16 protein-coding genes are annotated in these 15,063 nt (G+C 64.5%); 8 read left to right on the top strand and 8 right to left on the bottom strand.

Going from position 1 to position 15,063, the window contains the following annotated elements; all coding sequences use genetic code 11:
- The first annotated feature begins 62 nt into the window (after window positions 1-62).
- On the top strand, window positions 63-1,517 hold the full coding sequence (locus tag OK015_RS16095; RefSeq protein ID WP_268124353.1) for an aldehyde dehydrogenase family protein: 1,455 nt from the start codon (window positions 63-65) through the stop codon (window positions 1,515-1,517).
- Window positions 1,518-1,638: 121 nt separating this feature from the next.
- Here the strand turns inward: OK015_RS16095 and OK015_RS16100 are convergent, their stop codons facing one another.
- On the bottom strand, window positions 1,639-3,105 hold the full coding sequence (locus OK015_RS16100) for an amino acid permease (RefSeq protein WP_268124355.1): 1,467 nt from the start codon (window positions 3,103-3,105) through the stop codon (window positions 1,639-1,641).
- A gap of 164 nt (window positions 3,106-3,269) precedes the next feature.
- Between OK015_RS16100 and OK015_RS16105 the strand changes: the two genes are divergently transcribed.
- Entirely contained in the window at window positions 3,270-3,404 is a 135-nt protein-coding gene (locus OK015_RS16105; RefSeq protein WP_268124357.1) for a hypothetical protein, read from the top strand.
- Between the two features lie 3 nt (window positions 3,405-3,407).
- Here OK015_RS16105 and OK015_RS16110 read toward each other — a convergent pair whose 3' ends face one another.
- Window positions 3,408-4,421, bottom strand: a complete 1,014-nt coding sequence (locus OK015_RS16110) for an NADP-dependent oxidoreductase (protein WP_268124359.1) — start codon at window positions 4,419-4,421, stop codon at window positions 3,408-3,410.
- Between the two features lie 44 nt (window positions 4,422-4,465).
- Here OK015_RS16110 and OK015_RS16115 point away from each other — a divergent pair, with 44 nt between their 5' ends.
- Complete coding sequence (locus tag OK015_RS16115) at window positions 4,466-5,305, top strand: class I SAM-dependent methyltransferase (RefSeq protein WP_268124361.1); 840 nt, start codon at window positions 4,466-4,468, stop codon at window positions 5,303-5,305.
- Between the two features lie 195 nt (window positions 5,306-5,500).
- On the opposite strand, the gene OK015_RS16120 is transcribed toward OK015_RS16115, so the two are convergent.
- Entirely contained in the window at window positions 5,501-6,328 is an 828-nt protein-coding gene (locus OK015_RS16120; RefSeq protein ID WP_268124363.1) for a glycoside hydrolase family 16 protein, read from the bottom strand.
- Window positions 6,329-7,075: 747 nt separating this feature from the next.
- Between OK015_RS16120 and OK015_RS16125 the strand changes: the two genes are divergently transcribed.
- From OK015_RS16125 to OK015_RS16135, 3 genes are all read left to right on the top strand, one after another.
- Complete coding sequence (locus OK015_RS16125; protein ID WP_268124365.1) at window positions 7,076-7,552, top strand: hypothetical protein; 477 nt, start codon at window positions 7,076-7,078, stop codon at window positions 7,550-7,552.
- Between the two features lie 8 nt (window positions 7,553-7,560).
- Entirely contained in the window at window positions 7,561-7,761 is a 201-nt protein-coding gene (locus OK015_RS16130; protein WP_268124367.1) for a hypothetical protein, read from the top strand.
- A 146-nt stretch (window positions 7,762-7,907) separates the two neighbouring features.
- The gene (locus tag OK015_RS16135; RefSeq protein ID WP_268124369.1) at window positions 7,908-8,702 is read left to right on the top strand and encodes a glycerophosphodiester phosphodiesterase family protein; all 795 of its coding nucleotides are present in this window, start codon (window positions 7,908-7,910) and stop codon (window positions 8,700-8,702) included.
- Here the strand turns inward: OK015_RS16135 and OK015_RS16140 are convergent, their stop codons facing one another.
- A complete protein-coding gene (locus OK015_RS16140; RefSeq protein WP_268132795.1) occupies window positions 8,703-9,377 on the bottom strand; it encodes a cutinase family protein in 675 nt (224 codons plus the stop codon).
- A gap of 124 nt (window positions 9,378-9,501) precedes the next feature.
- Here OK015_RS16140 and OK015_RS16145 point away from each other — a divergent pair, with 124 nt between their 5' ends.
- Window positions 9,502-10,185, top strand: a complete 684-nt coding sequence (locus OK015_RS16145; RefSeq protein WP_268124371.1) for a class I SAM-dependent methyltransferase — start codon at window positions 9,502-9,504, stop codon at window positions 10,183-10,185.
- Here OK015_RS16145 and OK015_RS16150 read toward each other — a convergent pair.
- The 4 genes from OK015_RS16150 to OK015_RS16165 form a co-directional block, all read right to left on the bottom strand.
- Entirely contained in the window at window positions 10,166-11,242 is a 1,077-nt protein-coding gene (locus OK015_RS16150) for a prenyltransferase (RefSeq protein WP_268124374.1), read from the bottom strand. The two genes, OK015_RS16145 and OK015_RS16150, sit on opposite strands and share 20 nt — an antisense overlap.
- Window positions 11,229-11,987 carry a class I SAM-dependent methyltransferase gene (locus tag OK015_RS16155; protein WP_268124376.1) on the bottom strand — a complete coding sequence of 253 codons (759 nt, stop codon included), beginning with the start codon at window positions 11,985-11,987 and terminating at the stop codon, window positions 11,229-11,231. The genes OK015_RS16150 and OK015_RS16155 overlap by 14 nt, the downstream gene beginning before the upstream one ends.
- On the bottom strand, window positions 11,981-13,237 hold the full coding sequence (locus tag OK015_RS16160) for a glycosyltransferase family 4 protein (RefSeq protein ID WP_268124378.1): 1,257 nt from the start codon (window positions 13,235-13,237) through the stop codon (window positions 11,981-11,983). The genes OK015_RS16155 and OK015_RS16160 overlap by 7 nt, the downstream gene beginning before the upstream one ends.
- A 318-nt stretch (window positions 13,238-13,555) precedes the next feature.
- Complete coding sequence (locus OK015_RS16165; protein ID WP_268124380.1) at window positions 13,556-14,179, bottom strand: TetR/AcrR family transcriptional regulator; 624 nt, start codon at window positions 14,177-14,179, stop codon at window positions 13,556-13,558.
- 61 nt (window positions 14,180-14,240) lie between these two features.
- On the opposite strand from OK015_RS16165, the gene OK015_RS16170 reads away from it, so the two are divergent.
- Window positions 14,241-15,062 (top strand): SDR family NAD(P)-dependent oxidoreductase, encoded by an 822-nt coding sequence (locus tag OK015_RS16170; RefSeq protein WP_268124382.1) that lies wholly within the window; start codon window positions 14,241-14,243, stop codon window positions 15,060-15,062.
- Window position 15,063 lies beyond the last annotated feature (1 nt).

Raw genomic sequence — 15,063 nt, forward strand, 5'->3', positions numbered from 1 at the left:
TGCTCAGCATCTACGGGCACGGGAGCGCCGGGCTCGATCAGTGTTGATCGGGAAGGGAACAGATGACGCTGCAGACGGTATTGGACGAGATCAGTAAGCGCCCCGGATCGGGCGAGGTCATCCCGATCATCAATCCCGCGACCGAAGAGACCATCGCCGAATTCACCGACTGCGGTCCCGAGGCGGTCGACGAGGCCACGGCGCGGGCGAAGGCTTCGTTCGAAGCAGGCGTTTGGTCCCAGTTGCCAGGCCGCGAACGGGCCAAGATCATCTGGCGCATCGCGGACTTGATCGACGAGCACGCCGACGAGTTCGCCCAACTCGACTCGCTCAACACCGGCATGCCGCTGATGCAGGCAACGCTGCAGATGTCCACCGTTTCGGAGTTCTTCCGCTACTACGCCGGTTGGTGTTCGAAGATCAACGGCGTCGCCTACGACGTGAAAACGGACGGCATCGCGACCGACGCCTACGTCGACATGCACGCCTACACGTTGAAAGAGCCCTACGGCGTTGTCGGCCTGATCTTCCCGTGGAACGGCCCGATCTTCAACGCCAGCGCCAAGCTTGCGCCGGCGCTGGCCGCGGGCTGCAGCATGCTCGTCAAACCCGCTGAGGAGACCCCACTTTCGGCGCTGCTGCTCGACCGGCTCGTCCACGAGGCGGGGGTGCCCGAGGGTGTCGTCAATTTGCTGACGGGCTATGGCCATACCGCGGGCGCGGCGATCACCGCGCATCCCGACGTCCAGAAGGTCGCCTTCACCGGTTCCACCGAGGTCGGCAAGGAGATCGTGCGGGCTTCGGCCGACAACCTGAAGAAGGTCACGCTCGAACTCGGCGGGAAGTCGCCGGTGCTGATCTTCGACGACGCCGACATGGACAAGGCCATCCTGATGGCGTCGCTGGGCATCTTTGTGCATTCCGGCCAAGGCTGCGTCTGCGGATCCCGGATCTTCGCCCAGCGCGGTGTGTACGACCGGGTGGTGGAAGGCATCTCGATGATGGCGAATACGTTCAAGCTGGGCGCTCCCAGCGAGGAGGGCTGCGTCAGCGGCCCGCTGATCAGCCAGAAGCAACTGACCCGCGTTATGGGTTTCATCGAAGAGGGCAAGAAAGACGGCGTCGAGGTTGTCACCGGCGGCCACCGACTGGATCGCAAGGGCTATTTCGTGCACCCGACGGTGCTCACCAACGTCGACACCGGCATGCGCCTCTACCAGCAGGAGATCTTCGGACCCGTCGTCACGATTCTGCCGTTCGACGACGAGGACGAAGCGTTGGCCTTGGCCAACGACACCACCTACGGCCTGGCCGCCACGGCGTGGACGCAGAATGTCGGCCGGGCCCACCGGATGCTCAAGCGCCTGCATGCCGGCAGCGTTCAGGTCAACTGCCAGTTGGTCTTTGACCACGACGTGCCGTTCGGCGGCCACAAGCAATCCGGGTGGGGACATGAGTTCGGCAAAGAGGGCATCGACATGTACATGAAGACGAAATCAGCCTGGATCCAACTGTAAACCCCGCTGCCGCAACAAGATAGCTCCGAACCGGTTCGGAGCTATCTGCCGCTGCGCCTCAAGAGGCTTTGTTGCACCGACTCAGGAACCCGATGCACGCCACGCGTTCGAGCCCCGCGGGTCAAGGTGCCGGCGCTGTTGCTGCTGCGCTGTCGTCGACCGGGTTGTTCATCTCGGCCCGGAACTGGCGATACCGCTCGGTACGACCAGGGCGACGTCGCACGATCAGCCAGCCGGCACCCAGGAGGACGAACCACACGGGGAACCACGCCATCGCAATCGCGGTATCTTTTTCCGTACCCAGCGTCCACGCGACGAATGCAAAGAAGGCAAAGACGACCCAGCACATCACCCGGCCGCCGGGCATCTTGAAGGTCGAGTTCGCGTGGCGCTGTGCGTGCCGGCGGCGATAGACGAGGTAGCTGACGATGATCATCGCCCAGACGTACATGAACAACAGCGACGCAACGGTGGTCACCAGCGTGAAAGCCTCGATCACCGAACCGCCGATGTGCAGCAAGGGGATCGCAGTCAGCAGGAGTGCGGCCGTGACAAACAGTGCGGGCGCCGGCACGCCACCCCGGTTCAGCCGGCGGAAAATTGCCGGAGCGCTGCCCTCGTCGGCCAGACCGTAAAGCATCCGGCCGGTGGAGTACATCCCGGAATTGGCCGCCGAGGCGGCCGCGGTGGTCACGACGAAGTTGACGATCGATGCCGCACCGGCGAGTCCCGCGAGGGTGAACATCGTGACGAACGGGGACTCGTTGCCGCCGAACCGCCGCCACGGGACGACCGAGAGGATCACCAGAAGCGCGCCGACGTAGAAGATCGACACCCGCAGCGGCACGGCATTGATCGCACGAGGAAGAGTGCGGCGGGGGTTCGCGGTCTCGGCCGCCGCGGTGCCGACGAGTTCCACACCCACGAATGCGAAGAACGCGATCTGGAATCCACCGACCATGCCCATGAAACCCGTAGCGAAGAATCCGCCGTTGTCCCAAAGGTTTTCGATTGTCGCCGGATTGCCTTGCGGCGAAACGAAATCGGTGGCCACCAGGATGGCGCCGACGACAATCAAGCCGATGATCGCAACGACTTTGACCAGGGCGAACCAGAATTCGATCTCGCCGAAGTTACGGACGCTGAACACGTTGAACAGCAGGATCAGACCACACGCACCCAGTGCCGGCACCCATGCCGGTAGGCCAGGCCACCAGAACTGCACGTAGCCCGAGATCGCGACGAGTTCCGCGATGCCGGTGACGATCCACGCGAACCAATACGACCACCCGACGAAAAAGCCTGCCGCGGGTCCCAACAGGTCGGCCGCGAAGTCGACGAACGACTTGTAGTTCAGGTTCGACAACAGCAGTTCGCCCATCGCGCGCAGTACGAAAAACAAGAAGAACCCGATGATCCCGTACACCAGCACCACCGAGGGGCCGCTGCGGGAGATCGTTCGGCCGGCGCCCATGAAGAGACCGGTCCCGATCGCGCCTCCGAGCGCAATCAACTGAATGTGGCGGTTCGCCAGGCCCCGGTGGAGCTGCGCGACGGCAGGATTGGGATCGCCGACATCCTCGCTCATGTGTCACGTCCTCGCGGCTTCCGAGATGTTGACCTACACAGCTAACTCCTGCTGTAGCCAAACACGATAATTCCTATCCTCACGGCCCATGGCTGACCATGCCTATTGTCAATTCACGTACGGCCGCCTCCATCGGCTGGCTCGAGCGAGCAAAGGAATCCAGGGTGGGCAAGCGGGATGTCGCAACGATCGTGGCCCGCTACGAAGACTTTCACGACGGCATCGCACGGCACATTTCACTCACGCTGTCGACTGCCCTGCAGGGACTTTCGAAAGTCCTTGTCGTCGTGACGCTTTGAGCCTTAGCTCGACGTCTTGACCATGAGCTTGCCGACGTTTTTGCCATCGAACAGCATGTTGATCGCGGTCGGCAACTGTTCGAAACCCTCGACAACGGTCTCGAGCGGTGTGAGCTTGCCCGCGGCGATCAGGCCGGAGATCTCGCGTACCGCCTCGGGTGCGCGGCCCAAGTGGTCGAGCACGATGAAGCCCGCCACGGTCGCACGCTGGATCAGCAGGTTGCCGAACGCGCGGGGCCCCGGCGGCGGGTCGGCCGAGTTGTAGCCGGAGATCAGGCCGCACAGCGCGACGCGCGCGCGAATGTTGAGCCGCGCGAAGACCGCGTCCATGATGACACCGCCGACGTTCTCGAAGTCGACGTCGATGCCGTTGGGCGTCGCCGCCGCGAGCTGGGCGAACCAGTCATCGGCGCGGTAGTCGACGGCCGCGTCGAAGCCCAGCTGCTCGGTGAGTAGCCGGCATTTCTCCGGGCCGCCGGCGATCCCGACAACGCGTGCGCCGTCGGCCTTGGCAAGCTGGCCGGCGATGGAACCCACCGCGCCCGCCGCCGCCGACACCACGACGGTCTCGCCCGGCTGCGGCTTGCCGATGTCGCGGATTCCGACCCACGCGGTCAGCCCGGTCGTCCCGAGCACGCCCATATAGGCGCTCGGGGAGATTCCGTCGGCGACATCGACCGGAAACAGCGGCATCGTGTCGGAGGCAATGACGTACTCCTGCCAACCGACGAGACCCTGCACGATCTGACCGACCGAATAGTTGGGATTCTTCGATTCCACCACCCGCCCGAGGCCGCCCGCCCGCATAACCTCGCCGATACCGACCGGGGGCAGGTAGGTCGGCGTGTCGTTGATCCAGGTCCGGTTGGTCGGATCGAGCGAGATCCATTCGACGCGCACCAGCGCCTCGCCGTCCGTGATCTGAGGGACCGCCTCCTCGCTGAGCTCGAAAGTGTCGGGGCCGATGCGGCCGGTAGGGCGATCACGCAGAAGGAAGCGGCGATTTCGATCGGGCATGAGCGCACGCTACGCCAGCGAAGGCGGGTGCTATAACGCAGCGTATGGCCGAACACACCATTACCCACGTTTCCGATACGGCCCGGTGGACCGCCTTGCATCGGGCAACCGAGTCGGCGCGCCCCGATGCGCTGTTCACCGACCCGCTCGCCGAACGTCTCGCCGGTGACCAGGGCCGCGCGATCGTCGCAGGAGTTCCGTGGACCAATCGCAGCGGTTGGTGGCTGGTCGCGCGCACCAAGCTCATCGACGATGCCATCACCGACGCCCTCGCCAACGGCTGCGACCGCGTCCTGAATCTGGCCGCCGGCCTGGATACCCGGCCCTATCGCTTGGACCTCCCGGCCGAGCTCACCTGGATCGAAGCCGACCTGCCACAGTTGCTCGCGGAAAAGACACGAGTGCTTGCCGACGAGACCCCGCGATGCGGCCTGACCCGCACTGCGGTCGACCTCGCCGACCCGCCCGCCCGAGACGCCTTCTTCAACGACGCACTGCAGGGCGCGACGAAGGCCTTCGTGCTCACCGAGGGCCTGTCGATGTACCTCGAGGCCACCGACATAGCCTCGCTTTCGGACGCGATCAAGCGACCCGAGGTCGCGTGGTGGATGCTCGACTTCGCCTTTCCCGGACTGAAGAAGCAGATCAACAAGAACGTCGCCGGGATTGCGCAAAACGCGCCGTTCAAATTCGCACCCGAGAACGGGCTGGCCTTCTTCGAAGACCTCGGCTGGCGGACGGTAGCAGTGGAGCCGGTGCTCGCGGCCGCCCACCGGTTACGCCGCCTACCGATCTGGATGCGCCCACTCGCCTGGCTGCCCCAACCGGATCCGCGTCGTCCGGGCAACAGGCCCACGAGTGCGGTCGCCCTCCTCACGCACTGAGCCGGCACTTTGCCCGAGCGGCCATTCACGCGGCGATTCACAATGCCCCCGACGCGGCGGATTGTTAGCTCGGACCCGTGTGCAGCGTCAAAGCCGGTCGACTGGGTGCGCCGGACGCCCACTTTCCGCCACCGAAGTGCACGCGGTAACGAACGCGTGGCTCGCGGGGGTCGCATACCAGGCTGACTCGGCCTGCTACCAGACCCGTATCCAGTCCACCAGCATGTCGGCGGGATAGCTGCCCGACCCGGGATCGCCACCGCCCGAACCGGCCACCGCGAGGTTGAACACCGGATACACCGTGTAACCGGGGCCGTTGAACGGCCAATCCGGCAGGGAGCTCGCCGGCACGTCGAAGTAGGGAGCGGCGCCGTCGGCGTAGTCCTTCCAGAACCTGATCCCGGCCTCGTCCCACTGGCATCGCCAGGTGTGCCAAGCGCTGTCGACCGCGATGTTGTGGGTCTTCCACTCGCCACCGTTCGCTTTGGCGTGGACGGTGGTCGCGGACGGCCAGCTACCGTTGCCGTACCACTCCATCACGTCGATCTCGCCCTGATCGTCGTTGCCGAGCCAATAGGCCGGCCAGGCACCGGGTGTCAGGCAGTTCAGCTTGACCCGAGTTTCCCAGGTGTGCCCGACGCCGCCGCGCCAATTGCTTTGCACTTTGCCGCTGAAGTAGGTGGGGCCGTCTTTCGCGGCACGGAGAACGAGGTTGGAATTGCCGTCGACGAACACATTGCGGCGGTCGTCGCGATACTGCCCGATGTGCTCCGGCAGCTCCCAGTACGTCGGGTCTTTGATGACCTCCCGCGCCCTGGCCACGGTCCACTTCGACGGGTCGGGGGCCGAACCGGCCGGGCCGTCGAACTCGTCGGAAAAGATGTAGCTGCCGGCTTGGCCGCTGGGCGCGCTGGGCGGTGGCATCCGCCCTGGGTAAGCCCGGGCCTCAGGGAGGGGGAGCGCGGCCGCCAGCACGCCGATCCCTGTCGTCAGCAGCATCCGGCGACGGTCCATGTCTGGCATAAGCAAGCGACGATAGCAGTCCGGGTCGTACGGGGTCGAAACGGAAATTGTGTCGGAGGCCGTCGTTAGCATTTGGATCGCTGTCGGTCCGAATCCGACGGCGGCACGGTACTAGCTCGGGATTTGGGATGAATTCACGGTCAATTCTCATGATCATGCTTGGTTTGGTCTCAGGATTGCCTGGGCATCCTGGACACGAACAGATAACACATCCTTAGCATTGCGGTTTAGTCGGTTGCTCTGAGAGGAGTTGACAATCATGGCGAATGCACCGGAGTCCACGGTGATTTTCCTTCAGTCACATCCGGCTTGGATTGCAGCCCAGCGGCGTGAACGCGAACGTACGGAATCGATGCACCGTCACCCGTCATCCCGAGGCCAGCGCGGCGCTGGCGAGCTAGGTCGTGCGGTCGGCGCAGGTAGCCGTCACTTCAAGGTCTACTCCAGCACCGACACACCGGCGTAAGCACTTTTCGGGCTCGATTCGCAGCGCATCGGGCCGCGCCGCAGCGCTATCACCATCCGATAACCGCTACTGTCGCGGAAATCGGACCCTTGCCGGCCACGCCTAATTGGCCGACCCAAGCAGGCCGTGCCCTCCGTCGAATGAGGTTTGCTGAGCGGTCCAACCTCCACCCGTAACTCCACACCTTTTCCCGACACGGTCGCATTTCATTCGAGCCAGAGCCGTTTACATCCGCGCCCTATCTTACTACGATGCGTAGTAGACGAGGTTGGGAGAGGCAGATGTCCAACAACTCGAATCCGCCGCCAGCGCAGCGATCCCTGACTGTGGCGATGATCGCCTTCGCCGCGGCGTTCGGACTGCACGGGATCGATCACTTTCGGCGGGGGATGACGGCATCTCCGCCGTCAATCATGGTCGGCGGGATGATCCAGGGCGTTTTCGTGGTTGTTGCCTTGGTGCTGGTGCTGCGACAACACCCATGGGCCGCACAGGCCGCGTCCGTCGTGGGTTTCGGCAGTGCCGTTCTTTTCACCTACGCGCATGTGCTGCCCACTTTTGTACCCGGCTATCAAGACAGCTTCAGCTATGGACCGCGCGTCAACGTCACATGGTTTTCGTGGCTCACGGCCGCCGGCGAGATCGGAGCCGGGCTGGCCCTTGGCTGCGTCGCTTGGCGGGCGCAGCGACGGGCAACCAACCAGGTTGCGGGACAAGGCATTAGGCAATGCTGTACATCGAAGAGTGCGTCGGCATAATTCTCGGTGTGCCGCAAACACACCGAGCGAAAGCCCTCGCCAACCCAGATCAGCCCCACAGCGCGCTTGTTCATGAGCTGGAGCGCTACATCGAAGCCCACAACCCGGACGCGACCGACGTCAACGTGGTGAGCGCGACGGACACGGGTCAAGCCGACAAGAGTCATAAGCCGGTCCGGCACTGGTACCAAGTCACCTACGAAGCCTGAGGTCCGCCCCGAGGCGATCGCATACGTCCGGCCGGATAGTGCCTCAAGAAGGCTATCGACACCCGTCAATTCCTCTCTGGACATCGCCGCGCAGTGCGCCCTGGGCGAGTGACTACGGCAAACCCGTGCCCCGTAGCGTTGACCCCATGAATGGTGGCGGCGCGGCCAACCTTGAGTTTCTTCGGGGCAACGGACGAATTGCCATGGCGCACAGGGGGTTCACGTCGTTCAGGCTTCCCATGAATAGCATGGGCGCGTTTCACGAGGCGGCCAGACTCGGATTCCGCTACATCGAGACAGATGTGCGGGCCACCCGCGACGGGGTGGCCGTCATCCTGCACGATCGTCGGCTCCCGCCCCAGTCGGAGCTGCCGGGCGCGATCGACCGGCTTTCTTGGCGCGATATCCGCACCGCGGATATCGGTGCGGGGGAGTCCATCCCGACGTTGGAGGAGCTCCTGGTCGCGCTGCCGGCGATGCGGATCAATGTCGATATCAAGGCTGAGTCGGCCATCGAACCGACCGTTGATGTCATTGAGCGGTTGAACGCGCACGACCGGGTGCTGGTCACCTCGTTCTCCGACCGGCGTCGCCGCCGTGCGTTGCGCCTGCTGTCGGAAAGGGTCGCCAGTTCGGCCGGGACGGTCGCGTTCCTGGCGCTCGCGGCGGCGAAGACGCCGGCCAGCCGGGCGTATGCGTGGCGAATGTTGCATGACAGTGACTGCCTACAACTGCCGCCGCGGTTGGGTCGTCTGCCGGTGATCACGCCGGCCCTGGTGCGGGCCGCTCACGCCTCCGGTCGTCAGGTGCACGCCTGGACGGTCGACGACCCGGCAGCGATGCGGGCGCTTCTCGACATCGGCGTCGACGGCATCATCACCGATCGCGCCGACCTACTTCGTGATGTGCTGATCGCCCGCAACGAGTGGTCGCCACTGTAGCTACAGCTTGCCCGCAACGTAGTCGGCGGCCTGATTGGCCATGCCCGCGTCGATGTACGCGCTGGCGAGGTGCTGTGGCCAGTTCTCCTTCCACGTGTTCGGGTCGGCTGGGTTGCAGATCGGATCAGCGCCATGGCACAACTCGATGGTCCGGTCGTTGTAGACCGGGCTGAAGTTCGTGATCGGACCGGCCCAGGCGCTCCCGTTGCCAAACAACGCGACGGCGGCGATGTGCTGATCCATGCCCGGCGGCAGCGGGCTGTCGAAACCGAACGCGCCGATGGGCGCCGCAAGCACCACGTCAGTAACCGCCGCGCCGAGTGAGTAGCCGCCGAGCACGATTCGGGTGTCCGGGCAATTGCTGGCCGTGTCCTGGATGTGGTGGCTCATGTCGTTGGCGCCGATGTCGACCTCGGTATCGGCGGGGTACTTCACTGCGTAGTTACTGATGCTCTTGTTGACTCTGGATGCGAGCGCGTTTTCGAACGCGTTGCCGAGTGCGCCTGGTCCCGGCGATTCATATCGACCGCGGGCGAAGATCACCTGAACCTGGGGACAGCTGGCCGCCGCCGATGGCAACGCCCCCGGCGATCCATACGGCAGCGCAGCGGGAGCCAACATCAGCGCGGCTGCGATCAAAACCGCCGTCAGGCACACACCCACCGATTTACACATGAATACAACGCGCACAGCACGATCGTAAAACGAACCCGCCTTTGCCGCTGGGCAGGGTTAACTCCGGCACCGCAGACCTCGACCACGTCGTCGGCGGTAGCGCGCCGAGCGCTAGGTTCGGCTGATGAGCCACACCAACACGACAGCACCGGAACACTTGTTCGCCCTGGCCGAACAGGTGCAGGGCTTCATGCCGGAGAACGAAGGACGCGCGCTGTACGACGCGGCGCTGCGGTATCTGGGCGGCGGTGTCGGTGTCGAGATCGGTACCTATTGCGGCAAGTCCACCTTGCTGCTCGGTGCCGCGGCACAGCAAACGGGCGGCGTGCTGTATACGATCGACCACCACCACGGCTCCGAAGAACACCAGGCCGGCTGGGAATACCACGACGCCACGATGGTCGACGAGGTCACCGGGCTGTTCGACACGCTGCCGACGTTTCGGCGCACGCTCGATGCCGCCGAGCTGGACGACCACGTGGTGGCAGTCGTCGGCAAGTCACCGGTCGTGGCTCGGGGGTGGGGATCACCGCTGCAGTTCTTGTTCATCGACGGTGGCCACTCCGAGGCCGCGGCCACCCAGGACTTCAACGGGTGGGCGAAGTGGGTCAGTGTCGGCGGCGCACTCGTCATCCATGACGTGTTTCCCGATCCGGCCGACGGCGGGCGGCCGCCGTATTACATCTATCGCCGTGCAATCGATTCCGGTCAGTTCCGGGAGATCTCCGCGATCGGGTCACTGCGGGTGCTCGAGCGCATCGGCGGCCAGGCGGGCCAGCCGATCGAAGTCACCGGCCAGGGCCGGTAACGACACATTCGCAATCGCAGTCGGTCTGCAGACCCAGCGGCAGGTCGTGGCTTCGGAAAATCGCCGCACCCCCGGTGGTGTCCGACAGCGCGTCTGCCGCCAGGATCACCGCCGCGCCCGTCCACGTCGTGCGCTCTTCGGGCCAGCGTTTCCCGTCGGCGAATACCAAACCCGTCCAATACGAACCGTCTTTTTCACGCAGGTGCTGCATCGCGTCAAATTGCCGATGCGCGACAGAGCGTTGACCGATGGCCTCGAGCGCCATGACGAGCTCGCAGGTTTCGGCGCCGGTCACCCAGGGCCGGTCGTCCACGCAGCGGATGCCCAGGCCGTCGACGACAAAGTCGTCCCAGCGCTGTTTGATTCGCGTGGCGGCGGCCGGACCCCGCAGCGCACTACCAAGGATGGGGTAGTACCAATCCATCGAGTAGCGGTCTTTTTCGGTGAACGCCTCTGGATGCGCGACCAGCGCATGGCCCAACCGGCCCAAGGCCAGCTCCCATTCCGGTTGCGGGTCGCCCACCAGGGCGGCCAGTGCCAGTGCACATCGGATGCTGTGATAGACGCTGGCGCAACCGGTCAGCAGGGCTTCGCGCACTGGGCCGGTTTCGCTTCGCGCCCAACAGATCTCGCCGTACCCGACCTGCAGATCGATGACGAAGTCGATGGCCTTGTGCACCACCGGCCACATCGATGCCGCGAATGATTTGTCACCGGTGACCAGCACGTAATGCCAGACGCCCGTGGCGATATAGGCGCAGAAATTGCTGTCGCTGTTAGCGTCTTCGATCGTCCCCGCTCGAAATTGGAGGGGCCAGGAGCCATCGGAGCGCTGAGTACGACGACTCCAGTCATACGCCGCCCGGGCCGGCTCCAGCAATCCGGCGGCGGTGAGCGCCATGGCCGATTCCACGTGATCCCACGGGTCGGTGTGACCACCCTCGAACCACGGAATGGCACCGGAAGATTCCTGCTCGGCGGCAATGGACAGCGCTGTCTGGCGACATTGCTCCGGACTGAAGACACCCGGGACTGCCGGCGCGTTAGATCGACGCAACTGAATACCCGAGAGACGCTTCGGCCGCTGCCTGTTGCGGTTTGGTGAAATACATCGCCACGCTCTTGCCCACCACAGGATTGAGCACTGACTCCGCGATCCGAGTGACCTTCGGCCGTTGCATCAGGTCCCACACCAGGAGTTTGTGGTAAGCGGTCACCGCAGGGTGATCCGTATTTTCAACTCCGACAGCACATTTCAACCACCAGAATGGCGCATGCAGTGCATGCGCATGATGCGCATGCACGAATTCCAGCCCGCTGCCGGTGATCTTGTCCCGCAATTCGCTGGCCCGGTAGATGCGAATGTGGCCGCCGGGGTTGGCGTGATACTCGTCAGACAGTAGCCAGCACACCTGTTCGGGGAGCCATCGTGGCACGGAGACCGCCAGTGTGCCACCGACTTTGAGGACCCGGATCAGCTCCGCGATCGCCGCGTCGTCTAGCGTGACGTGTTCCAGGATCTCGGATGCGATGACGCAGTCGAATGTCTGGTCCGGGTACGGCAAGTTCAACGCATCACCGACAACCACCTCCGCGGATGCCGCGGCGGGCGCCTCGCCGCTTTCAGCCATCGCGCGCAGAACGGTGTCCACGGACCGCAATTCGGCTTCGTCACGGTCGAACGCGATGATGTCGGCACCACGGCGGTACGCCTCGAACGCGTGCCGGCCCGCTCCGCAGCCCACGTCGATCACCTTGCTCGACGGCCCGATGCCGAGCCGATCGAAATCGACTGTCAGCATTGCAGTTCGCCTTCGGTGGCGGCACTTCGTGCGATCGCCCGCTGGTAAATCCGCACGGTTTGGGCGGCCACGGCTTCCCAGCTGAACACGCTGACGGCGCGCGCCCGTCCGGCCTTCCCAAGGCTGCGGCGCTTTTCCGGTGAGTCGAGGAGCTCGCCGAGCGCGAGGGTTAGCGCGTCGACGTCGGCGGGCGGCACCAGCTCGGCGCAGGCGCCGTCGGTCCCGAGGACTTCGGGCAATGCCCCCACCCGGCTCGCGACGATCGGGGTACCACTCGACATCGCCTCCACGGCAGGCAGCGAAAATCCCTCGTAGAGCGACGGTATGCAGGCAACCTCGGCCGAGGCGAACAAGGCGGCCAGTTCGGCATCGGTAAGCCCACTGGTGATGTGGACGATGTCGGAGATCCCCAGTTCGGCGATGAGTTTGTGGGTGGGGCCGTTGGGTTCCACTTTGGCGACGAGCCGCAACTCGAGATCCCGGTTCACGCGCGCTTTGGCGACCGCGTGCAACAAGGTGCTGACGCCCTTCAGCGGGGTATCGGCGCTGGCGATCGCGATCACGCGGCCAGGCTGCCGTGGACCCGAACCCGGTTTGAACAGCTCGGTGTTCACTCCCAGCGGCACAACGTGGAGCTGATCCGGCGAGACGCCGAAATCGGAGATGATGTCGGCAGCCGACGACGACGAGACCGTCAACAGCTCCGGGATCCGACGTGCCACTTGTTGCTGCATGTCCAGGAAGCCATACCAGCGGCGCACCAACGGCTTTCGCCACCACTTGGCCGCGGCGACATCGAGTATCCGGTCGCGGGTGATGGGGTGGTGGACGGTGGCCACCACCGGCATCCCGGTGGCGGCAATGCTCAACAGTCCGGTTCCCAGGCTCTGGTTGTCGTGGACGACGTCGAAGTCGGATGCGCGTTCGGCCAACAGCCGGGCGACGCGCAGCGTGAAGGTCCGTGGCTCGGGAAAACCCGCGGTCCACACCGTCAGGAGTTCGCGGAGGTCGATCGAGTCGTGGATCTCGCTGGGGCGGGGGATCCGGAATGGGTCGGGCTCGCGGTACATATCGAGGCTTGGGACCTCGGTCAACCGCACCCGAGGATCGAGCAGTTCCGGATACGGCTGCCCGGAAAACACCTCGACATCGTGACCGAGTTCCACCAGACCGTGGCTGAGATGTCGTATGTAGACGCCCTGTCCGCCGCAGTGGGTCTTACTACGGTAGGACAGCAAGGCAATTCGCATACTCAACTCTTCTTTGCTGGTTAACGAACGCGGAAGTGCGCCGAATCCATTGCGATCAACGGGCTCCCGAACTCCCTGACAGCAAACTGGACATGTGTCCAGACTATAGTTCGATCAGCTAATCGACGCAACGCGGCATCGGCGCCCTTCAATAGTAGGTTTCGGTCATACTTCATCCGACAGCGAGGTCCGCCGGATAACTGCTCCGGGCCGCGGATGGGCGATCGGACGACGGAACATGTTGTGAGCCAATGAGCTGACGACTGATCGATGCGGGGCAGCATTCGTTTGCTGGACTGTGCCGAAGGCGGAGCCGCTTCACCGATCGAACACGTTGGACAAGGCGTCGGAGACCATGTCCTCGGGGTCTTGGTCGATCCCGACATTTCGTAGCTCACCGTCAATAGCCAGGGACGCGATGCCGTGCACGAGCGACCAGAGCGGTCCGGCTAACTCGCTCGGTTGTTCGCCGCGCAGTAGCCCGGCAGCCTGACACCCGGCTATCGCGTCAAGCAGTTGCCCGAAGGCTTGACCTGCAGCGACGGCGAGGCTCGGGTGCTGGGTTTTGTCGGTATCCGCGCCGAACATGACGCGGTACTGGTCCGGATGGCCGACGGCCCAACACACATATGCGCGACCGATTCCGATCAGCTTGTCGGCCGGCTCCGGCGCGACATCCGCGCTGGCGGCCAACGCGGTGCGGAGGTCGAGAAATCCCTGCTCCGCGACGGTAGCGAGCAGGTGCGCCTTGTCGGTGAAGTGACGATACGGCGCCGCGGCGCTGACGCCTGCTCGCCGCGCCGCCTCGGTCAAGGTGAAACCCTTCGGTCCCCGCTCGGCCACTAGCGACAGCGCGGCGCTGGTCAGCGCACGCTTGAGGTCGCCGTGGTGGTAACTATCCCGGCGGGTCTTCGTTGCCACGGGTGACTTCTTGCCAGACATGTTGACGAGATTAACATGCTGATCTATGTTAATAACATTCACATCATTGAAAGGGACCGCAATGTCATCTCGACGCGACAACGACACCACCTGGGCGGTGATCACGGGCGCTAGCTCTGGTTTCGGCGCGATTTTTGCCGACCTGCTGGCCAAGCGGGGCTTGTCGCTGCTGCTGGCCGGACGCGACGAGCCTCGGCTCAACGCGGTGGCACAACGGGTCCGTCAAACTGCCCCCGGCATCCACGTCGAACTGGTCGTGGGCGACCTCGGCACCGAGGCCGGCGTCGATACCCTGGCGGAACGTCTCGAAGGCAGGACCGTCGAGGTGCTGGTCAACAATGCCGGGTTCGGCACCTACGGCCGATTTTCGGAACTGGATGCCGTCCGGGAACACGAGCTCGTGGCGGTCAACGTCGACGCGGTGGTCCGTCTCACCCACGCGGTGCTTCCCGGAATGCTGGCCCGCGGTCACGGCGGCATCCTCAACGTCGCGTCCACGATCGCGTTTCAGCCCGGGCCGTATCAGGCCACCTACGGGGCATCGAAAGCGTTCGTGCTCTCGCTCAGCCAGGCGTTGTGGGCAGAAACCCGCGGAACCGGTGTCAGCGTGACCGTGTTGTGCCCGGGGCCCACGCGGACCGGATTCGTCGACGCTCTTGGATCGGACGTCTCACACACCGCGATCTACCGACACCTGGCCGCGCCCGAACCAGTAGTGGCCGCGGGGCTGCGCGGGATGGACAAAGGCCGGGCCGTGGTCGTTCCCGGGTGGCGACTTCGAGTGATGGCCGCCGGCGGCCGCCTCACTCCCGGTTGGCTCTCGTCGTTGATCGGCAGACGGTTGCTGCGGCCCGCCGATACGACGACCGCTGGGAGCCGATGAC

It is taken from the genome of Mycobacterium sp. Aquia_216, from assembly GCF_026723865.1.
In the GTDB taxonomy this organism is placed as follows: domain Bacteria; phylum Actinomycetota; class Actinomycetes; order Mycobacteriales; family Mycobacteriaceae; genus Mycobacterium.

Coding starts and splice junctions, on each gene's coding strand:
- OK015_RS16095 (WP_268124353.1), top strand. CDS start 63: ATGACGCTGCAGACGGTATTGGACGAGATCAGTAAGCGCCCCGGATCG.
- OK015_RS16100 (WP_268124355.1), bottom strand. CDS start 3,105: ATGAGCGAGGATGTCGGCGATCCCAATCCTGCCGTCGCGCAGCTCCAC.
- OK015_RS16110 (WP_268124359.1), bottom strand. CDS start 4,421: ATGCCCGATCGAAATCGCCGCTTCCTTCTGCGTGATCGCCCTACCGGC.
- OK015_RS16115 (WP_268124361.1), top strand. CDS start 4,466: ATGGCCGAACACACCATTACCCACGTTTCCGATACGGCCCGGTGGACC.
- OK015_RS16120 (WP_268124363.1), bottom strand. CDS start 6,328: ATGCCAGACATGGACCGTCGCCGGATGCTGCTGACGACAGGGATCGGC.
- OK015_RS16125 (WP_268124365.1), top strand. CDS start 7,076: ATGTCCAACAACTCGAATCCGCCGCCAGCGCAGCGATCCCTGACTGTG.
- OK015_RS16135 (WP_268124369.1), top strand. CDS start 7,908: ATGAATGGTGGCGGCGCGGCCAACCTTGAGTTTCTTCGGGGCAACGGA.
- OK015_RS16140 (WP_268132795.1), bottom strand. CDS start 9,377: ATGTGTAAATCGGTGGGTGTGTGCCTGACGGCGGTTTTGATCGCAGCC.
- OK015_RS16145 (WP_268124371.1), top strand. CDS start 9,502: ATGAGCCACACCAACACGACAGCACCGGAACACTTGTTCGCCCTGGCC.
- OK015_RS16155 (WP_268124376.1), bottom strand. CDS start 11,987: ATGCTGACAGTCGATTTCGATCGGCTCGGCATCGGGCCGTCGAGCAAG.
- OK015_RS16160 (WP_268124378.1), bottom strand. CDS start 13,237: ATGCGAATTGCCTTGCTGTCCTACCGTAGTAAGACCCACTGCGGCGGA.
- OK015_RS16165 (WP_268124380.1), bottom strand. CDS start 14,179: ATGTCTGGCAAGAAGTCACCCGTGGCAACGAAGACCCGCCGGGATAGT.
- OK015_RS16170 (WP_268124382.1), top strand. CDS start 14,241: ATGTCATCTCGACGCGACAACGACACCACCTGGGCGGTGATCACGGGC.